The organism is Sphingomonas edaphi (assembly GCF_003583725.1).
Lineage (GTDB): Bacteria > Pseudomonadota > Alphaproteobacteria > Sphingomonadales > Sphingomonadaceae > Sphingomicrobium > Sphingomicrobium edaphi.
The window spans coordinates 199775-214627 of record NZ_QXTF01000002.1 but is presented as its reverse complement, the minus strand read 5'-3'; the positions used below and the strand labels follow the sequence as shown (position 1 = coordinate 214627).

At 64.2% G+C, this 14853-nt stretch carries 11 protein-coding genes; 4 read left to right on the top strand and 7 right to left on the bottom strand.

Translation table 11 applies throughout. The features are described 5' to 3' along the window. The first annotated feature begins 48 nt into the window (after positions 1–48). On the top strand, positions 49–432 hold the full coding sequence (locus tag D3M59_RS07865) for a group III truncated hemoglobin (RefSeq protein ID WP_119533104.1): 384 nt from the start codon (positions 49–51) through the stop codon (positions 430–432). Here the strand turns inward: D3M59_RS07865 and D3M59_RS07860 are convergent. The 6 genes from D3M59_RS07860 to D3M59_RS07835 form a co-directional block, all read right to left on the bottom strand. After that, positions 429–1415: a DUF2891 domain-containing protein gene (locus D3M59_RS07860; protein WP_119533103.1), complete on the bottom strand. Its 987-nt coding sequence runs from the start codon at positions 1413–1415 to the stop codon at positions 429–431. The genes D3M59_RS07865 and D3M59_RS07860 overlap by 4 nt on opposite strands. Continuing rightward, positions 1412–2365 carry a DUF979 domain-containing protein gene (locus tag D3M59_RS07855; RefSeq protein WP_119533102.1) on the bottom strand — a complete coding sequence of 318 codons (954 nt, stop codon included), beginning with the start codon at positions 2363–2365 and terminating at the stop codon, positions 1412–1414. Before D3M59_RS07855 ends, D3M59_RS07860 begins: the two co-directional genes overlap by 4 nt. Further along, positions 2362–3036, bottom strand: coding sequence for a DUF969 domain-containing protein (locus tag D3M59_RS07850; RefSeq protein ID WP_119533101.1), 675 nt, complete (start codon positions 3034–3036; stop codon positions 2362–2364). The genes D3M59_RS07855 and D3M59_RS07850 overlap by 4 nt, the downstream gene beginning before the upstream one ends. Next, positions 3033–6518 (bottom strand): hydantoinase B/oxoprolinase family protein, encoded by a 3486-nt coding sequence (locus tag D3M59_RS07845; protein WP_119533100.1) that lies wholly within the window; start codon positions 6516–6518, stop codon positions 3033–3035. The genes D3M59_RS07850 and D3M59_RS07845 overlap by 4 nt, the downstream gene beginning before the upstream one ends. Positions 6519–6689: 171 nt before the next feature. Beyond that, the gene (locus tag D3M59_RS07840) at positions 6690–7892 is read right to left on the bottom strand and encodes a threonine synthase (RefSeq protein ID WP_119533099.1); all 1203 of its coding nucleotides are present in this window, start codon (positions 7890–7892) and stop codon (positions 6690–6692) included. A gap of 9 nt (positions 7893–7901) precedes the next feature. Next, complete coding sequence (locus tag D3M59_RS07835) at positions 7902–8846, bottom strand: cation diffusion facilitator family transporter (protein ID WP_119533098.1); 945 nt, start codon at positions 8844–8846, stop codon at positions 7902–7904. 183 nt (positions 8847–9029) lie between these two features. Between D3M59_RS07835 and D3M59_RS07830 the strand changes: the two genes are divergently transcribed. Both D3M59_RS07830 and D3M59_RS07825 read left to right on the top strand, forming a co-directional pair. Continuing rightward, positions 9030–11123, top strand: coding sequence for a TonB-dependent receptor (locus D3M59_RS07830; RefSeq protein WP_199662457.1), 2094 nt, complete (start codon positions 9030–9032; stop codon positions 11121–11123). Positions 11124–11183: 60 nt separating this feature from the next. Further along, on the top strand, positions 11184–12782 hold the full coding sequence (locus D3M59_RS07825; protein WP_119533096.1) for a S10 family peptidase: 1599 nt from the start codon (positions 11184–11186) through the stop codon (positions 12780–12782). Between the two features lie 8 nt (positions 12783–12790). On the opposite strand, the gene D3M59_RS07820 is transcribed toward D3M59_RS07825, so the two are convergent. Further along, a complete protein-coding gene (locus D3M59_RS07820) occupies positions 12791–13786 on the bottom strand; it encodes an alpha/beta hydrolase (RefSeq protein WP_119533095.1) in 996 nt (331 codons plus the stop codon). 108 nt (positions 13787–13894) lie between these two features. Between D3M59_RS07820 and D3M59_RS07815 the strand changes: the two genes are divergently transcribed. After that, positions 13895–14797, top strand: a complete 903-nt coding sequence (locus D3M59_RS07815) for a DsbA family protein (RefSeq protein ID WP_119533094.1) — start codon at positions 13895–13897, stop codon at positions 14795–14797. The last annotated feature ends 56 nt before the right edge of the window (positions 14798–14853 follow it).

The following is a 14853-nucleotide window of genomic DNA, read 5'->3' as shown; positions in this document are numbered from 1 at the left end:
CGACATTACCTAGCGCGAAACGGCCCGCCCGCCGCTAGGGACCAAGCCATGCTCGCCGCCATTACCGAGGATTCGCTGCACCAGCTGGTCGACGCATTTTATGCGCGCGTCCGGCAGGACGAGTTAATAGGCCCTCTGTTCAATGACGTAGTCCATGACTGGCCGGACCATCTGGAGCGCCTGCACGCCTTCTGGTCGTCGGTCATGCTAACCAGCGGACGCTACAAAGGTCGCCCGCTGCCCGCACATCTGCAGCATGCGGATCGAATCAACGGCCATTCGTTCGCGCGCTGGCTGGAAATATGGGGCGAAACCAGCAGCGAATTGTTCGAGCCGCCGGCGGCGGCGGCGCTGCAGGAGAAAGCGGCGCGCATCGCGGAGAGCCTGCACCTCGGCATCCGCTTCGCGCGCTGCCACGGGCTGGTCGCCTAGCCTTCCAACAGGGCAAGCAAAGCGAAGCTCGCCAGCCAATGTTCACCCATATAGTCGCCGGTGACGTGCGGCAGCGCCGCATCGAGGTGCGCATCGGCCAGCGCCTCAAAGATCGGCAGGCGCGGGTGCGGCGCGATCTTGTGGGCGAGCGCTCGAAACGCCCAGGCGCGGCTGAGGTTGAGGCCGTCGAGGTGGGCGATTTTCCCGTCGCTGCGGTCCGACACGAAGGCAGGATCGAACATATGATCAATCTGTCCGCCGTCGATCAGGAACGCTTCGAGCCACGGCGTAAAGTCGGCCCGTTCGCGTACCCGGCTCATCAAATGGGCGGCAGTCAGTGCGGGAGAAAGGAACTCGTCGCCACCGGGCTCCCACCCGCGATAGTCACTGCGCCCCGAGAAGGCCTCTTCGGCCCAGCGCTCGATTGTCGTGAGCAACTCGCTGTCGCGATGCATCGCCCATTCGTGCGCGAGTGTGAGTGCGAAGGCGGTGTTGAAATGCGTGCCGACGGTAATCGGATAGGTCAGCTTGGCGAGGTAGGACTTGAACCGCTCCGCGAAGGTCCGGGCCAGCGGTTCTAGGCTCGCGCCCCAGGGCTTGTCGCCGTGTCGCGATGCCTCTTGGTGAAGGTAGAGAAGCCAGCCCCATCCATAGGGGCGCTCGAATCCCGCCGACATCGGCCGGTCAAGATACGCAATTTCGGCAGCGACCTTCTCCGTCGTGAAGCTGCTGTCAGCGAGGGCAGTGATCGCCTCGGCCTCAGCCATATCGGGATGGCGGCGGCAGAGGGTGAGCAGGGTCCACCAGCCATGGACGCAGCTGTGCCAGTCAAAGCTGCCGAAGAAGATGGGATGAAGCATGCGCGGCGGCACGGCGTCATGATCGCCCAGCAGGACGTGGTCCAGCTTGTAGGGATATTCGCGCGTCACATGGCCTAGCGCGGCGCCAGCGAACTGGGCGGCGATGTCAGGGGTCAGCTTCATCTGAACGCCAGAAAATAGACAAGGAGGATATTGACCGCCAGCAGCGGAAGCGCGGTCGGAACCTGGGCGCGGATGACGCCATACTGGTCCTTCAGCTCCAGCAAGGCGGCGGGCACGAGATTGAAGTTGGCAGCCATGGGCGTCATTAGCGTGCCGCAGAAGCCGGCGAGCATGCCGACCGCGCCGATCACCGCCGGATCTCCGCCGTAATGCTGGATGAGCAGCGGAACACCGATCGCCGCCGCCATGACGGGGAAGGCCGCGAAAGCGTTGCCCATCACCATAGTGAAGATCGCCATTCCGAGCCCGAAGACGAGGACGGTGAGGAAAATGCTGCCCTCCGGGATAACCATGCGCGTTAGCGAGCCGATGGCGTCGCCGATCCCCGCCGCTGCGAACAGCACACCGAGCGAGGCGAGCATCTGTGGCAAAACCGCCGCCCAGCCAATCGCATCGATCAGGCGCCGCCCTTCTTGCAGCGGGGCAATGGCGGGCGGGCGCAGCCACGCGAAAATGGCGCCGAAAGCCAAGATGACGCCGAGCGCTAGGAATACGTAGGTTTCGCGCTTCGCCTCGATCCAGCCGGCTTCGCCTAGCGGGGTGTAATTGTAGAGCAAGGTTCCGAGCAGCGCGGTTGCGGGAATGATGAGCGCAGGCAGGAACAGCTTGTTGCCCAGCTGGTCCGACCAGTGCTGCCGCTCCTCCTCTCCTGTAGTCGGCGGGCTGCTCCGGCCGATGAAGCCAAATCCGGCCAGCCCGGCCAGGCCGAGCACCAGCAGGCCATTGCCGAAATCGCCGATCGTATCGCCCCCTAGCAGGCTGAGCGCCATCAGGCCCCAGAAAGCGGCGTTGCCGAGCCGCTTGGCATTTGATCGGTCCAGCGCGCTGAGGATCGCGAAGGCGGCGAACATCAGGCCTGCGAGATTGTAGAGCCAGTGGAGCGTGATCATTGCCCGCTTCTCCCCAGCCGGCGATCCAGCAGGGCGAGGCGAGCGCCGTGGATCAGGAAGGCGGCGATCGCGCTGGGAATGGCCCAAAGCGCAAGCTCGAGCGGCGCCAGGCTGTATCCGTAGGTCGCCAGCGTCTGCTGGATCAGCACGATCGAGCCGATTGCGAAGAAAATATCCTCGCCAAAAAAGAGGCCGACATTGTCGGTTGCGGCGGAATAGGCTTTTACCTTCTCCGCCTCGTCCTCGGTCAGCCCGCCGTGCTGCTTCTCCGCAGCGGCGAGCGCCATCGGCGCGACCAGCGGACGAACGGTCTGCGGATGGCCTGCGGTCGAGTGCAGCCCGATGGCGGCGGTGATCTGGCGATAGAGAAGGTAGAGGATCAGCAGGCGGCCCGTTGTCGCGTTGCGCATCTTGCGGATGACCGCCGCGGCGCGCTGTTGCAGCCCGAACCGCTCGAGCAGGCCGATGACCGGCAGGACGATCCAGACGATGGCGATGATGCGGTTGTCGTTGAAAGCCTTGCCGAAGGTAGAGATCACCTCGTGCAGGTCCATCGCCGCGATCAGGCCGGTGGCGATGGCTGACCCGGTAACGACCAGCATCGGGTTCATCCGCAGCGCGAAGCCCGCGACGACCAGCAATATCCCGATTAGCGGCCAGTAATTGATCATGCACCCTCCCTGCCGAAAGCACCGCCGCCCGGCGTTTCAATCACGAAACGGTCGCCAGCCTGCATTTCGGCAGAGGCCGTGGCAGACAATGGTTCGATCGCTCCGTTCACGCGCTCCACCCAGTTCTTCCCGGGCATGGCGTCTTCGCCGCCGTTGAGCCCCCGCGGGGCAATCACCCGGCGATTAGCTAGAATGTTCGCCCGCATGGGCTCGAGGAAGCGGATTGCGCGCACGACCCCGTCGCCTCCATGATGCGCCCCCCTGCCGCCCGACCCGTGCCGGATCGAGAATTGGTCGAGCCGGACGGGAAGCCGCGTTTCAAGGATTTCCGGATCGGTCAGGCGGCTGTTGGTCATGTGCGTTTGGACCGCGTCGGTCCCGTCGTGGTCGGGCCCTGCACCCGATCCGCCGGCGATCGTCTCGTAATATTGGTGGCGGTCGTTGCCAAAGGTGAAGTTATTCATCGTCCCCTGGCTGGGCGCCAGCCGCCCGGTCGCGGCGAAGAGCGCATCGGTCACGACCTGACTGGTCTCGACATTGCCGGCGACGACCGCCGCGGGAGCACGCGGGTTCAGCATTGAGCCCTCCGGGACGACCAGCTCGATCGGGCGAAGGCAGCCATCGTTCATTGGAATGACATCATCGATGAGCGTCCGCACCACGTAGAGCGCCGCGGCGCGAACGATCGAACGGGGCGCGTTGAAATTATTGGCGAGCTGCGCGCTGGTGCCGGTGAAATCGAAGGTCGCCGAGCGCGCCCCCTTGTCGACGGCAATGGCGACGCGGACATGGGCACCATTGTCCATCGCATAGTCGAATCCGCCATCGTCGAGGCGGTCGAGAAGCCGACGGACCGATTCCTCGGCATTGGCGAGAACGTGGGACATGTACGCCGAGACGACCGCAGGCCCATAATCGCGCGCGGTGCCGGCCAGCGCTTCCGCTCCCCGCACACAGGCCGCAAGCTGCGCGCGGAGGTCAGCGATATTGCGGTCTGGATTGCGGGCCGGCCACGATCCTGACGCAAGCAGCGCCAGAATCTCCGCCTTCTGGAAACGGCCTTCGTCAACTAGGAGCCGGTTGTCGATGAGCACGCCTTCCTGGTCGATGGTTCGACTGTCGGGCGGCATGGAGCCCGGCGCGATCCCGCCGATGTCGGCGTGATGACCGCGAGCGGCGACGAACGCCGACGGTTCTCTTTCATTGTCGTAGAAAACAGGGACGATGACGGTGATATCCGGGAGGTGAGTCCCACCCCGATATGGATCGTTCAGCACATAGGCATCGCCGCGACGGATGCCGCGCCCGTCGCGTCCAGCACCCCGGCTGTCGATGATCGTACGAATGCTTTCGCCCATCGATCCAAGGTGTACGGGAATATGCGGCGCATTGGCGATTAGCGCGCCTTCCGCGTCGAAAATGGCGCAGGAGAAATCTAACCGTTCCTTGATGTTCACCGAGGTGGCGGTCGATTGCAGTGCAACGCCCATTTCCTCAGCGATCGCCATGAACAGGTTATTGAAGATCTCCAGCCGCACTGGATCTACCTCCGTGCCGACCGCTTTCTCCCGCTCGAGCGGCACGTGACGAGTCAGGACCAGCGTCCCGTCCGCGGCCCGCGCCGCCCGCCAGCCGGGCTCGACGACCGTGGTCGACGACGGGTCGAACAGGAGCGCCGGTCCATCGATGGTTTCGCAGTTGTCCGTAGCCGACATTGATGAGGAAGCTACCTGCACCTGCTCGGCGATGGCTTCGACGGTCAGCGTATCGAGGATCGGCTCGACCTCGTCGACATAGCCGAAGCGCTTGCAATGAAGCATCTCGAACGCGTCGCGCATCGACGGGGCGTCGCCAAGCTCGACCGTCAGTGTCGTGTCACTACCCGGGGCCCGGAGGCGCGCCCGCCGTTCGAACCGGATTTGCTGCGGCGAAAAACCCTGCGCCTCCAGCGCGGCCTTCGCGTCGCGCTCCAGGCCAGCGACGCCGCTCACAAAGTCCTCGCTCAGCGGTTTGAGCCAGCTCACTTCCCGGACCGCCTTCACTTCGGCAAGGCCGATGCCGTAGGCTGACAGCACGCCGGCGAGCGGATGGACCAAGATGCGCTCCATCCCCAACGCGTCGGCCACCCGGCAGGCGTGCTGGCCGCCCGCCCCGCCAAAGCAGGCCAGAGTGTAACGGGTCACGTCATGGCCCCGAGCGACCGAAATCTTGCGGATCGCGGCAGCCATATTGTCGACCGCGATGGCGAGGAACCCTTCGGCGATCTCCTCCAGGCTTTTCGTCCCGCTGAGCGCATCGGCAATCTCCTGCAGCCGGGCGCGCGCCGCATGGAGATCGACCGGCAAGTCTCCGTTCGGCCCAAACACCGGCGGGAAATGTTCGGCACTGATCCGGCCAAGAAACAGGTTGCAGTCTGTGATGGTAAGCGGACCGCCCGCGCGGTAGCAGGCCGGGCCGGGTCGGGCACCCGCGGACTCTGGACCGACGCGGAAGCGCATGCCGTCAAAGGTGCAGATTGAGCCGCCGCCCGCGGCAATCGTATGGACCTGCATCATCGGCGCGCGGATTCGTACGCCGGCAATAACATTCTCGTCGCCCAGCTCGAACCGGCCAGCATAATGCGACACGTCGGTCGACGTTCCCCCCATGTCGAAGCCGATCAGCCGCTCATTGCCGTGCGGCACCGAGGCCGTGACCATCCCAACGACGCCGCCGGCCGGACCGGACAGGACAGCATCCTTTCCGCGAAACGCCTGCGCTTCGGTCAGGCCACCGTTTGATTGCATAAACTGAAGCGTCGCCGCCGCGCCAAGCCCGGCCGACACGCGTTCGACATATCGGCGAAGGATCGGCGACAGGTAAGCGTCGACTACGGTCGTGTCCCCGCGCCCGACCAGCTTTATCAGCGGCGCGACCTCATGGCTGACCGAAACCTGCGCGAAGCCAAGGTCGCGAGCGATCCGGGCGAGGCGCTGCTCATGGTCTGTGTAACGCCAGCCGTGCATCAGAACGATGGCCAGCGCGTCAAGACCTTCGGCCCTCAAGGCGGCGAAAGCGTCGGTGGCAGCCGCTTCGTCCAGCGACCGGACCACCGCGCCGTCTGCCCCGATCCGCTCGTCAATTTCGACAACGGTCTGGTACAACATCGACGGCAACACGATGTGCCGCGCGAAAATCTCCGGCCGGGCCTGGTAGCCAATGCGCAGCGCATCCCCAAAGCCGCGCGTTATCGCCAGCGCCAGCCGCTCGCCCTTCCGTTCCAGCAGTGCATTGGTAGCAACGGTCGTGCCCATTCGCACAGGACCAAGCGTCCCGCCTTCGCTTTTCAGGATGCGTCGAATACCCTCGATTGCCGCATCGGCGTAATGACTGGGGTTTTCCGACAGCAACTTTTCGACCCGCTGCCGCCCGTTCGAACAGGTCGCCACTATATCGGTGAACGTTCCGCCGCGGTCGATCGCAAAGGTCCAGACAGGAGCCACGCGGTCATCAAGCAGAATGAGCTTCCCACCTCAATCGTCGGCTGGACAAAAAAATTCTGCGTTGCTTGGAACCGCAATGCGTCCCGGCCGTTTTGCTTACGTGGTTCAATTCTTCGGAAGCGAATCATGGAGCCCCGGCAACTTCGGTTGCCGGGGCTTACTCGTTTCTAGCTAAAGCGTTGCCGCGTCGATATCCGCCAGCCCCATCCGCCTCGACCGGTCGATGAGCGGATATTTGTTTCCGTTGGCGCAGTTAAACAGAACGACCCGCTCTGACCCATCGATCAGCTTGTGGTGGAGCGCCGCTCGCCAGGCGGCGAGCACAGCCCCACCCTCCGGACACAGCAGCAAACCGTCCTTTTTCGCGGCGTCGTTCACCGCCTCCATGATTGCTTCCTCTTCGACCGCGATTGCCGCGCCCCCGCTTTCTCGCACCGCACGAAGGATGAGGAAATCGCCCACGGCCTTGGGCACGCGGATGCCGGTGGCCATAGTCGCCGCCCCTTCCCAGCGGTCGGCATATTCGTCACCCTTCTCCCAGGCCCTGACCATCGGGGCGCAACCGGCCGCCTGGACCGCGATCATTCGTGGCCGCTTCGAACCGATGAGTCCGATCCGTTCAAGCTCGTCAAAGCCCTTCCACATGCCGATCAAGCCCGTGCCGCCGCCGGTCGGGTAGAATATGATGTCGGGTAGTTCCCATCCCAGCTGTTCAGCCAGTTCGAGACCCATGACCTTCTTGCCTTCAAGCCGGTACGGCTCTTTCAGCGTCGAACAATCGAACCAGCGGCCCTGAGCCGCGCCCTCGCCGACGATGCGACCGCACTCGTCGATCTGCCCGTCGGCGACGATCACCTCTGCTCCGTATGCGGCAGTCTCGCGGATGTTCAGCTCTGGCGTTTCCTCGGGACAAATGACCAGCGTTCGCATACCCGCCCGTGCGCCATAGGCAGCCAGCGCCGCGCCGGCGTTACCATTGGTGGGCAGCGCAATGCGGTCGATGCCGTAATGCTTCGCCATGCTAATGGCCATGGCGAGCCCCCGCGCCTTGAACGATCCGGTCGGGAGCCGGCCTTCGTCTTTGACGACGGGCGCCCGCACGCCGTGCCGTGCGCCGACCCCGTCCAGCGTGACCAGTGGCGTCTCCGGTTCACCCAGGCTGACCGGCTCCGAGCCGTATGGCAGGGGCAAAAGCTCCCGCCACTTCCACATGCCGGCAGGGCGCCCCGCCAGTTCGGCGCGGTTCAGCCGCGCTGCCACTTTTTCAAGGTCGTAGCGGGCGAAAAGCGGCTTTCCGGCTCGAGACAGGTTGTGGGGGCGGTCGGCTTCGTATCGCTCGCCGGTCAGCGAACATTCGAGGTGAGTCATGTACATGGCGCGACCCTAGTGGCCGTGCGCGACCCCGTCATCATGCGCGTAGAAGCCATGGCCCTCATGGTCGTGGGATACGCAGCGGCCCGTGTCGCTTTCGACCTGAATCGTCGAGTGGGCGATTCCGAACAACTGGTGCACATAAGCATTGGCCTGGCGGATAATAACGTCGCGGTCGACGCCGGGCTCGACCACCATGTGCACGGTTAGGGCAGATTCGGTCGTGCTAAGCGACCAGATGTGGAGATGGTGAACCGCAGTCACACCCGGCAGCTTTTCCAGCGCGCGGCCGACGTGAGAGGAATCAATTCCCTTCGGCACCCCAGCCAGTGTCATAGTGAGGCTTTCGGTCAGCAGTCCCCATGTTCCCCACAGAATGACGGCGGCGACGACCAGACTGGTGACCGGGTCGATCCACGCCGCGCCCGTCTGCAGGATAAGGAAGCCCGCGACCACGACGCCAACCGATACGGCTGCGTCCGCGACCATGTGGAGGTACGCGCCGCGGATATTTATGTCGTGCTTCCGTCCCCGGGCGAACAACCACGCCGTGACGCCGTTGACCACGATGCCGACGGTAGCCACCGCCATGACTGTCTCGCCGTTCGCGGGTTGGGGGTCGCCCAAGCGGCGGATCGCTTCGGCAATAATTGCGCCGATCGCCACCAGCAGCAGCAGTGCGTTGAGCAGTGCGGCGAGGATCGAGCTTTTCTTCAGCCCGTATGAGAAGCGCTCATTCGGTCGCCGCTTAACCAGCGCCGCGCCCGCCCAGGCGAGTACAAGGCCCAGCACATCCGACAAATTGTGACCGGCATCGGCGAGTAGCGCCATCGAGTCCGCAACGAAGCCGTAGAATGCCTCCACAGCGACGAAGCCAAGGTTGAGCGCGATTCCGATCGCGAAGGCGCGGCCGAAGTCTGCGGGATGCGGATGATCGTGCGAGTGACCGGCGCCCATAATAGCTAACTGGCGCGGAAGTCGGCTGACGGCAAGCTGAACGGCGGGATGCTGCAGCCGTGAAAGCGCTCCGCGCCGCATTCGACCAACCGCCAAGTTCGAGCGACGAACGCCATAGCCTTCATTTGCGATGTTGTAACATCTTGCTCTAGGGACACCAAAATAGATTTGTTTGGAAGCTCCATGACCCGCAGCAGCACATCGATTATCGCACTATCGTTCGCCCTGATCGCCACGCCGGCGACCGCCCAGGAAGCTACCACCCCGGCAGCGGCCGCAGCCGAGGCGGCGCCGGACGACCATCACAATCACAATGAGGAAATCGTCGTCACCGGGACGCGCCGTAAGGTGGAGGATGTTCTGGGCGGGGTTTCGATCCTCGATGGGGCAGACCTCGCCGCGAACCTCCGGCCGAGCATCGGCGAGACGCTGGCGAAGCAACCCGGCGTCAGCGCGACCAGCTTCGGACCGGCCGCATCACGTCCGATCCTTCGCGGACTTGGCGGCGACCGCATCCGCATCCTGACGGACGGTATCGGCAGCCTCGACCTGTCTTCTTCGAGTGCCGACCACGCGGTGGCGATCAACCCGCTGACCGCCGACCGTGTCGACATCCTGCGCGGTCCTTCGGCGCTGCTGTTCGGCTCCGCCGCGATCGGCGGCGTCGTCAACGTCATCGACTCCCGAATTCCACGACGCGAACCCGACGCGCCGCTGCACGCCGCCGGCATGCTTGGCTATGCCACTGCCGCCAACGAGCGGTCGGCGAGCCTTGCCGTCGACGTCCCGGTCGGCGGCAGGTTCGTCGTTCATGGCGACGGCAGCTGGTCTAAGAGCGACAACCTCGAAACGGGCGGCCACCTGCTCTCGAAACCACTTCGCGAGCAGGCGCTGGCCAGCGGCGATCCGGAGATTGAGGCGCTCGCCGACCTGAAGGGCGAATTGCCTAACAGCGCCGCTCGCTCGACCGAATTCGCCGGCGGCGCTGCCTATGTCGACGGGCCGCTGAACGTCGGTTTCTCGGTGGCCCGGCACACGTCGGTCTACCAGGTCCCGATCCGCTTTTCGCTCATTCCGGGCGTAGAGGCGGAAGCGCCGACCATTGACAGCGAGCAGACCCGATACGACGGACGCGCCGAAGTGCCGGTCGGCGGTTTCCTCGACGCGATCCACCTGCGCGGCGGCTATTCGCGCTATCACCACGACGAGATCGAGGACACGGGCGAGATCGGAACCAGCTTTTACGCACGCGGCGGCGAATTCCGCGCCGAAGCGATCCAGAAACAGCGCGGCGGTTGGGACGGGACGACCGGACTGCAATATGTCGCGAAGAAGGTCGCCATCGATGGCGAAGAAAAATATCTGCCCGATGCCAACCAGAAGCAGTTCGGCATCTTCACGCTGCAGAGTCTGGTTCGCGGACCATGGCGGTTCGAGGGTGGGGCGCGCTTCGAAACCTCGCGCTTGTCGGCGGACGCGGACGCAGTGCTCGGCACGCCGGACCTCAGCAGACGCTTCAACACGCTGTCGTTGTCACTCGGCGGGCTGTACGAATTTTCGCCGGGCTGGCGAGCAGGGCTCAACCTATCGCGCTCCGCCCGAGCACCTGCAATCGATGAACTTTTCGCCAACGGCCCTCACGCCGGAACCCAAGCATTCGAAATCGGCAATCCCAATCTCGATCCGGAGCGCAGCCTCGGTGCTGAGCTTAGCCTTCGGCACACGCGCGGGCCCGTCCGCTTCGGGCTGACCGCCTTCACTAGCCGCTTCTCCAATTTCATCTTCCAGGCACCGACGGGCGAGATCGAAGACGACCTTCCGGTCTACCAGGTCCGCCAAGGCAAGGCGCGCTACTCCGGCTTCGAAGCGGAGGTGGACGCCCATGTCGGCGAGGTCGGCGGAATAGACTGGGGCATCGAGGCGCAGGCCGATGCCGTTCGCGCGACGATCAAGGGCTTCGGTCCCGCTCCGCAGATCCCGCCGCTGCGCTTGCTCGGCGCAGTCACCGGAAAGCGCGGTCCGGTCGATGGACGGATCGAGGTCGAGCATGCCTTCGGACAACCGCGCAACGCGGCGCTGGAAACAGAGACGCCGGGCTACACGCTGCTCAACGCGTCCGTCGAATGGCATCCGTTGACGCAACGACCGGAACTGACGCTTGGGCTGGCGGCGAACAATATCTTCGATGTCGTTGCACGGCGTCATTCGAGTCTGCTCAAGGACTACGCCCCCCTCGCCGGGCGCGACATCCGGCTGACGGCGCGCTTCGACTTTTAGGCGATTGACGGGTCACTCGGCGGGCTTGCGAAGGTCCGCTGCAGTTGCAATCAATCGCCGATGAAATTCGCGCTCTGTCTTGCGACGCTGCTCGCGTCGGCTCCCGTCCTGTCTGCTCCGGCTCCTGCCTCCGCCGGGAAGTCGACTACAACTTCCTCGGCCTTCTTTACTACGAGCGAACAGCGTTCGCGCGGTACCGTCACGGTTGGCGGCAAGCGCATTACCTATCAGACTGTGGCGGGCACGCTGGTCGTCCATGGCAAGGAATGGCAGGACACGGACGCTGCAGAAGCCGCGGCAAAGCCCGACAAGAAGGATGCCGCCGCGCCCAAGCCGGAAGCGTCGATGTTTTACACCGCCTACTTCCGCGACGGCGTTCCAGCCGCCAACCGGCCCATCACCTTCTTGTTCAATGGTGGACCGGGATCGTCGACGGTCTGGCTGCACATGGGCGCGTTCGGGCCGGTTCGGGTCGAGACGGTGGACGGTCGGCACACACCCGCCGCGCCCTATGGCATGGTCGCCAATGACCAGAGCCTGCTGGACGCATCGGACCTAGTCTTCATTGACGCGCCCGGCACGGGATTCAGCCGGATCGCGGGGGAGGACAAGGAAAAGGCCTTCTTTGGCGTCGACCAGGACATCGACGCATTCGCCCAATTCATTACGCAATTCCTGTCGAAGTATCAGCGCTGGAATTCGCCTAAATACATCTTCGGCGAAAGCTACGGGACGATGCGCGGCGCGGGCCTCGCCCTCGCGCTCCAGAACCGTGACGTCGATCTCAACGGGGTCATGCTGCTCGCCGACATCCTAAACTGGGATCTGCTGCCGGACGATCCGCAGGTGAACCCTGGCAACGACTTGCCCTATGTCATGACCTTGCCGACCTATGCTGCGACGGCCTGGTACCATCAACGCATCCCCCGCCCCGCCGGCGGGCTGCGCAACTTCCTGTCGGAGGTCGAGACATTCGCGACGACCGACTATCTGCAGGCGCTGATGAAGGGCAATGACCTGCCCGATGAAGAGCGGCAGCGGATCGCGGCGCGCCTATCGGCCTACACCGCCATTCCCGTCCCCTACTTGCTGAAGACTAACCTGCGAATCCAGTATGGCGCATTCCAGAAGGAACTGCTCTCCGACAGTGCGCAGACAGTCGGAACGCTCGACACCCGCTTCATCGGCGCGACGCTTGACCCGCTCAGCGAGGTCGCCACCTATGATCCGCAAAGCAGCGCGATCAGCTCCGCCTACGTCAGCGCCTACAACGACTATGTCCGCCGTTCGCTGGGCTACCAACCGAGCATTGAGTTCAAGTCAGGGATCCCGATTTACGAAAGCTGGGATTACCGGCACCAGCCGCCGGGCGCTGGAAAGCCGCTGATTGCCTTACCTAACGTCCTTCCCGACCTGGCGCTGGCAATGAAGCAGAGCCCTAATCTAAAGGTCATGGCCAATGGCGGCTATTTCGACATTTCGACGCCCTATTTCGCCGGGGTCTTCGAGATGCGCCACATGCCCATTCCGCCTGAACTGCGCGGTAACATCGAGTATCATTTCTACGAGTCGGGCCACATGGTCTACGCGCACCTGCCGTCATTGAAAGCCCTGCACGACAATGTCGCCGATTTCATCCGGAGGACTTCGGCGAGGTAGTGCCGACCCTATCGCACCGACGCAAGGAACCGCTCGACCTCCTTCGTCGCGCAATCGCCCTGCTCGCCCAGCCCCGTGTTGAGGCTGCGGTGACTTTCGCCGGGAACCACTGCAACCGCGGCCGACGATCCCGCCTTAACCAAGGCGCCGGCCAGCGCCTTCGACTGAGCCTGGCTGTCCGCGCGCAGTTTGACCGGTAGGATCAGCCAATTGGCGGCGTTGGGCGCCGCTGCGTGACGGGTCGGCGATAACGCTGCCTGCCGCTCTGGGTTCGTGCTGAAGGCGGCCTCGTACATCGGCTGAACGATGTTCCTTTCCGCGCTCGCCTGCGTCGGAACGTCGTAGCCCGCCCCGTCGAGCAGGACGACGCCCTTCACCACCCCCAAGGGGACGCCGGCCGCCTTCAGGTAGCGCGTGTCCGTCCCCAACAGCGCGACGAGGTGAGCACCCGCACTATGTCCCATGAGGACGACGCGGTCAGGGTCGAGATGGTGGCTCGCGGCATTAGCGCGGAGCCAAGCGACCGCGTTGGCGAGGTCGGCCGCCTGCTGCTCCACCGTCACTTGCGGGACGAGGCGATAATTGGCGCTGGCATAAGCCCAGCCCTGCCGACTGGCCCAAGGGCCCTTTGTCGCGCCGCCCGCAACTTTGTCGCCGATCGACCACCCCCCGCCGTGGACGAAGAAAAGGACGGGCGCGGAGCCGCTGTCTTGCGGCACCAATAGGTCCATCCGCTGCCGGGCGTCCGCGCCGTAAGCAACCTCGATCATGCCGTCCGGTCGCTCCTCACGTGCCATGGCACGGTCGCTCGCGGCCTTGCGGCATTCGTCGCTCATCTTGGGCAAAACGTTCCGCAGGCACTGGCTAAAGCCGCCGACCGCACCGCGGCACAGCTTCATGATGTCCTGCCGGCACTCGCGGGGCAACCGCTGCCGCTCCTGAGCGATTGCGGCACCCGCGAGCAGCAGGCCGCTAATCGCCATTCCCGTCACCAAACGCATCATGGCCTCCCATGCTGGACGACGACGCGAAAAAGAAAATAGGAGGCGCGCTGAACCGCCGCTGACCGCAAGGGGTTAAGGCGGTTCGCATCCATTGGAAGGTGACCCCGCTTGACCTTGCGTTCCCCCGCCGCGCTGCGCACCGCGGCATTTTTCCTGCTCATTACGACGGCCCCTGCCTTTGCCCAGTTCGGCGAACCCCCGGTTGCCGAGATCGAACGAGAGGATTTCTTTCGTGAAGGCGTCGCGCCGGTCAGCAAGCCCGCCGCCCATGACGTGACCGTTGTCTATTTCTACGACTATCAGTGTCCTGCCTGCCGCCAATATACACCCAGCGTCGAAAAGGCTCTGCGCGAGGACAAGCGCGTCCGCGTCATCTATCGCGACGTTCCCATTTTCGGGCCGCGCTCCGAACAGGCGGCGAAACTTGCCATCGCTTCCCGCTACCAGGGTCGCCACGACGCTTTTCACCGCGCTCTGATGACCCAAAAGCTCCCGCTAGACGAACCGGCGATCCGCGCCGCCGCCGATAAGGCGGGCGTCGACTGGGCACGGCTACAAAAGGACGCCGCCGCCCACTCCTCCGAAATTGCGGCGCAGATTGCCCGCAACCTCGCGCTTCACGATGCGGCCGGAATCGCAGGGACCCCGGCCTTTATTGTCAACGACTCGCTGGCGGACGGCGCACTCGACTATAAGGGACTGAAGGGCGAGATCGCCGACGCCCGTGCGAAGATCGCCAAACCTGAAACAGCGCCTACCCCCAAAGCTTCCCTCGATGAAGCCGGCAATGAGGCGGAGGCCGTTGCGAACGTAATGGTTGGGGACGAGGTGGTCATGGTCGCGGACGAAAATGCCACTCCATTGTTCAAGCCATCGGCTTCGTCCGAAGCGACGAAAGCAACCGGCAAGTCCGACACGACATCGTCGCGCCGACCGTTGTTCGCCGGCATCGCCGCCGCGCTTGCCGCCATCGCTGCGGTATTACTCCTTCGCCGCCGCCGCACCGCCTGATCCGGGCCAAAGCTGGACGCCTCCGCGATTGGGCAATAGGAGGCCAGCGAAGGGCG

What these genes read in the sequence shown, in the direction of transcription:
- D3M59_RS07840 (WP_119533099.1), bottom strand. Translation starts at nt 7,892, where the DNA reads ATGTACATGACTCACCTCGAATGTTCGCTGACCGGCGAGCGATACGAA.
- D3M59_RS07865 (WP_119533104.1), top strand. Translation starts at nt 49, where the DNA reads ATGCTCGCCGCCATTACCGAGGATTCGCTGCACCAGCTGGTCGACGCA.
- D3M59_RS07855 (WP_119533102.1), bottom strand. Translation starts at nt 2,365, where the DNA reads ATGATCACGCTCCACTGGCTCTACAATCTCGCAGGCCTGATGTTCGCC.
- D3M59_RS07830 (WP_199662457.1), top strand. Translation starts at nt 9,030, where the DNA reads ATGACCCGCAGCAGCACATCGATTATCGCACTATCGTTCGCCCTGATC.
- D3M59_RS07850 (WP_119533101.1), bottom strand. Translation starts at nt 3,036, where the DNA reads ATGATCAATTACTGGCCGCTAATCGGGATATTGCTGGTCGTCGCGGGC.
- D3M59_RS07820 (WP_119533095.1), bottom strand. Translation starts at nt 13,786, where the DNA reads ATGATGCGTTTGGTGACGGGAATGGCGATTAGCGGCCTGCTGCTCGCG.
- D3M59_RS07860 (WP_119533103.1), bottom strand. Translation starts at nt 1,415, where the DNA reads ATGAAGCTGACCCCTGACATCGCCGCCCAGTTCGCTGGCGCCGCGCTA.
- D3M59_RS07835 (WP_119533098.1), bottom strand. Translation starts at nt 8,846, where the DNA reads ATGGGCGCCGGTCACTCGCACGATCATCCGCATCCCGCAGACTTCGGC.
- D3M59_RS07825 (WP_119533096.1), top strand. Translation starts at nt 11,184, where the DNA reads ATGAAATTCGCGCTCTGTCTTGCGACGCTGCTCGCGTCGGCTCCCGTC.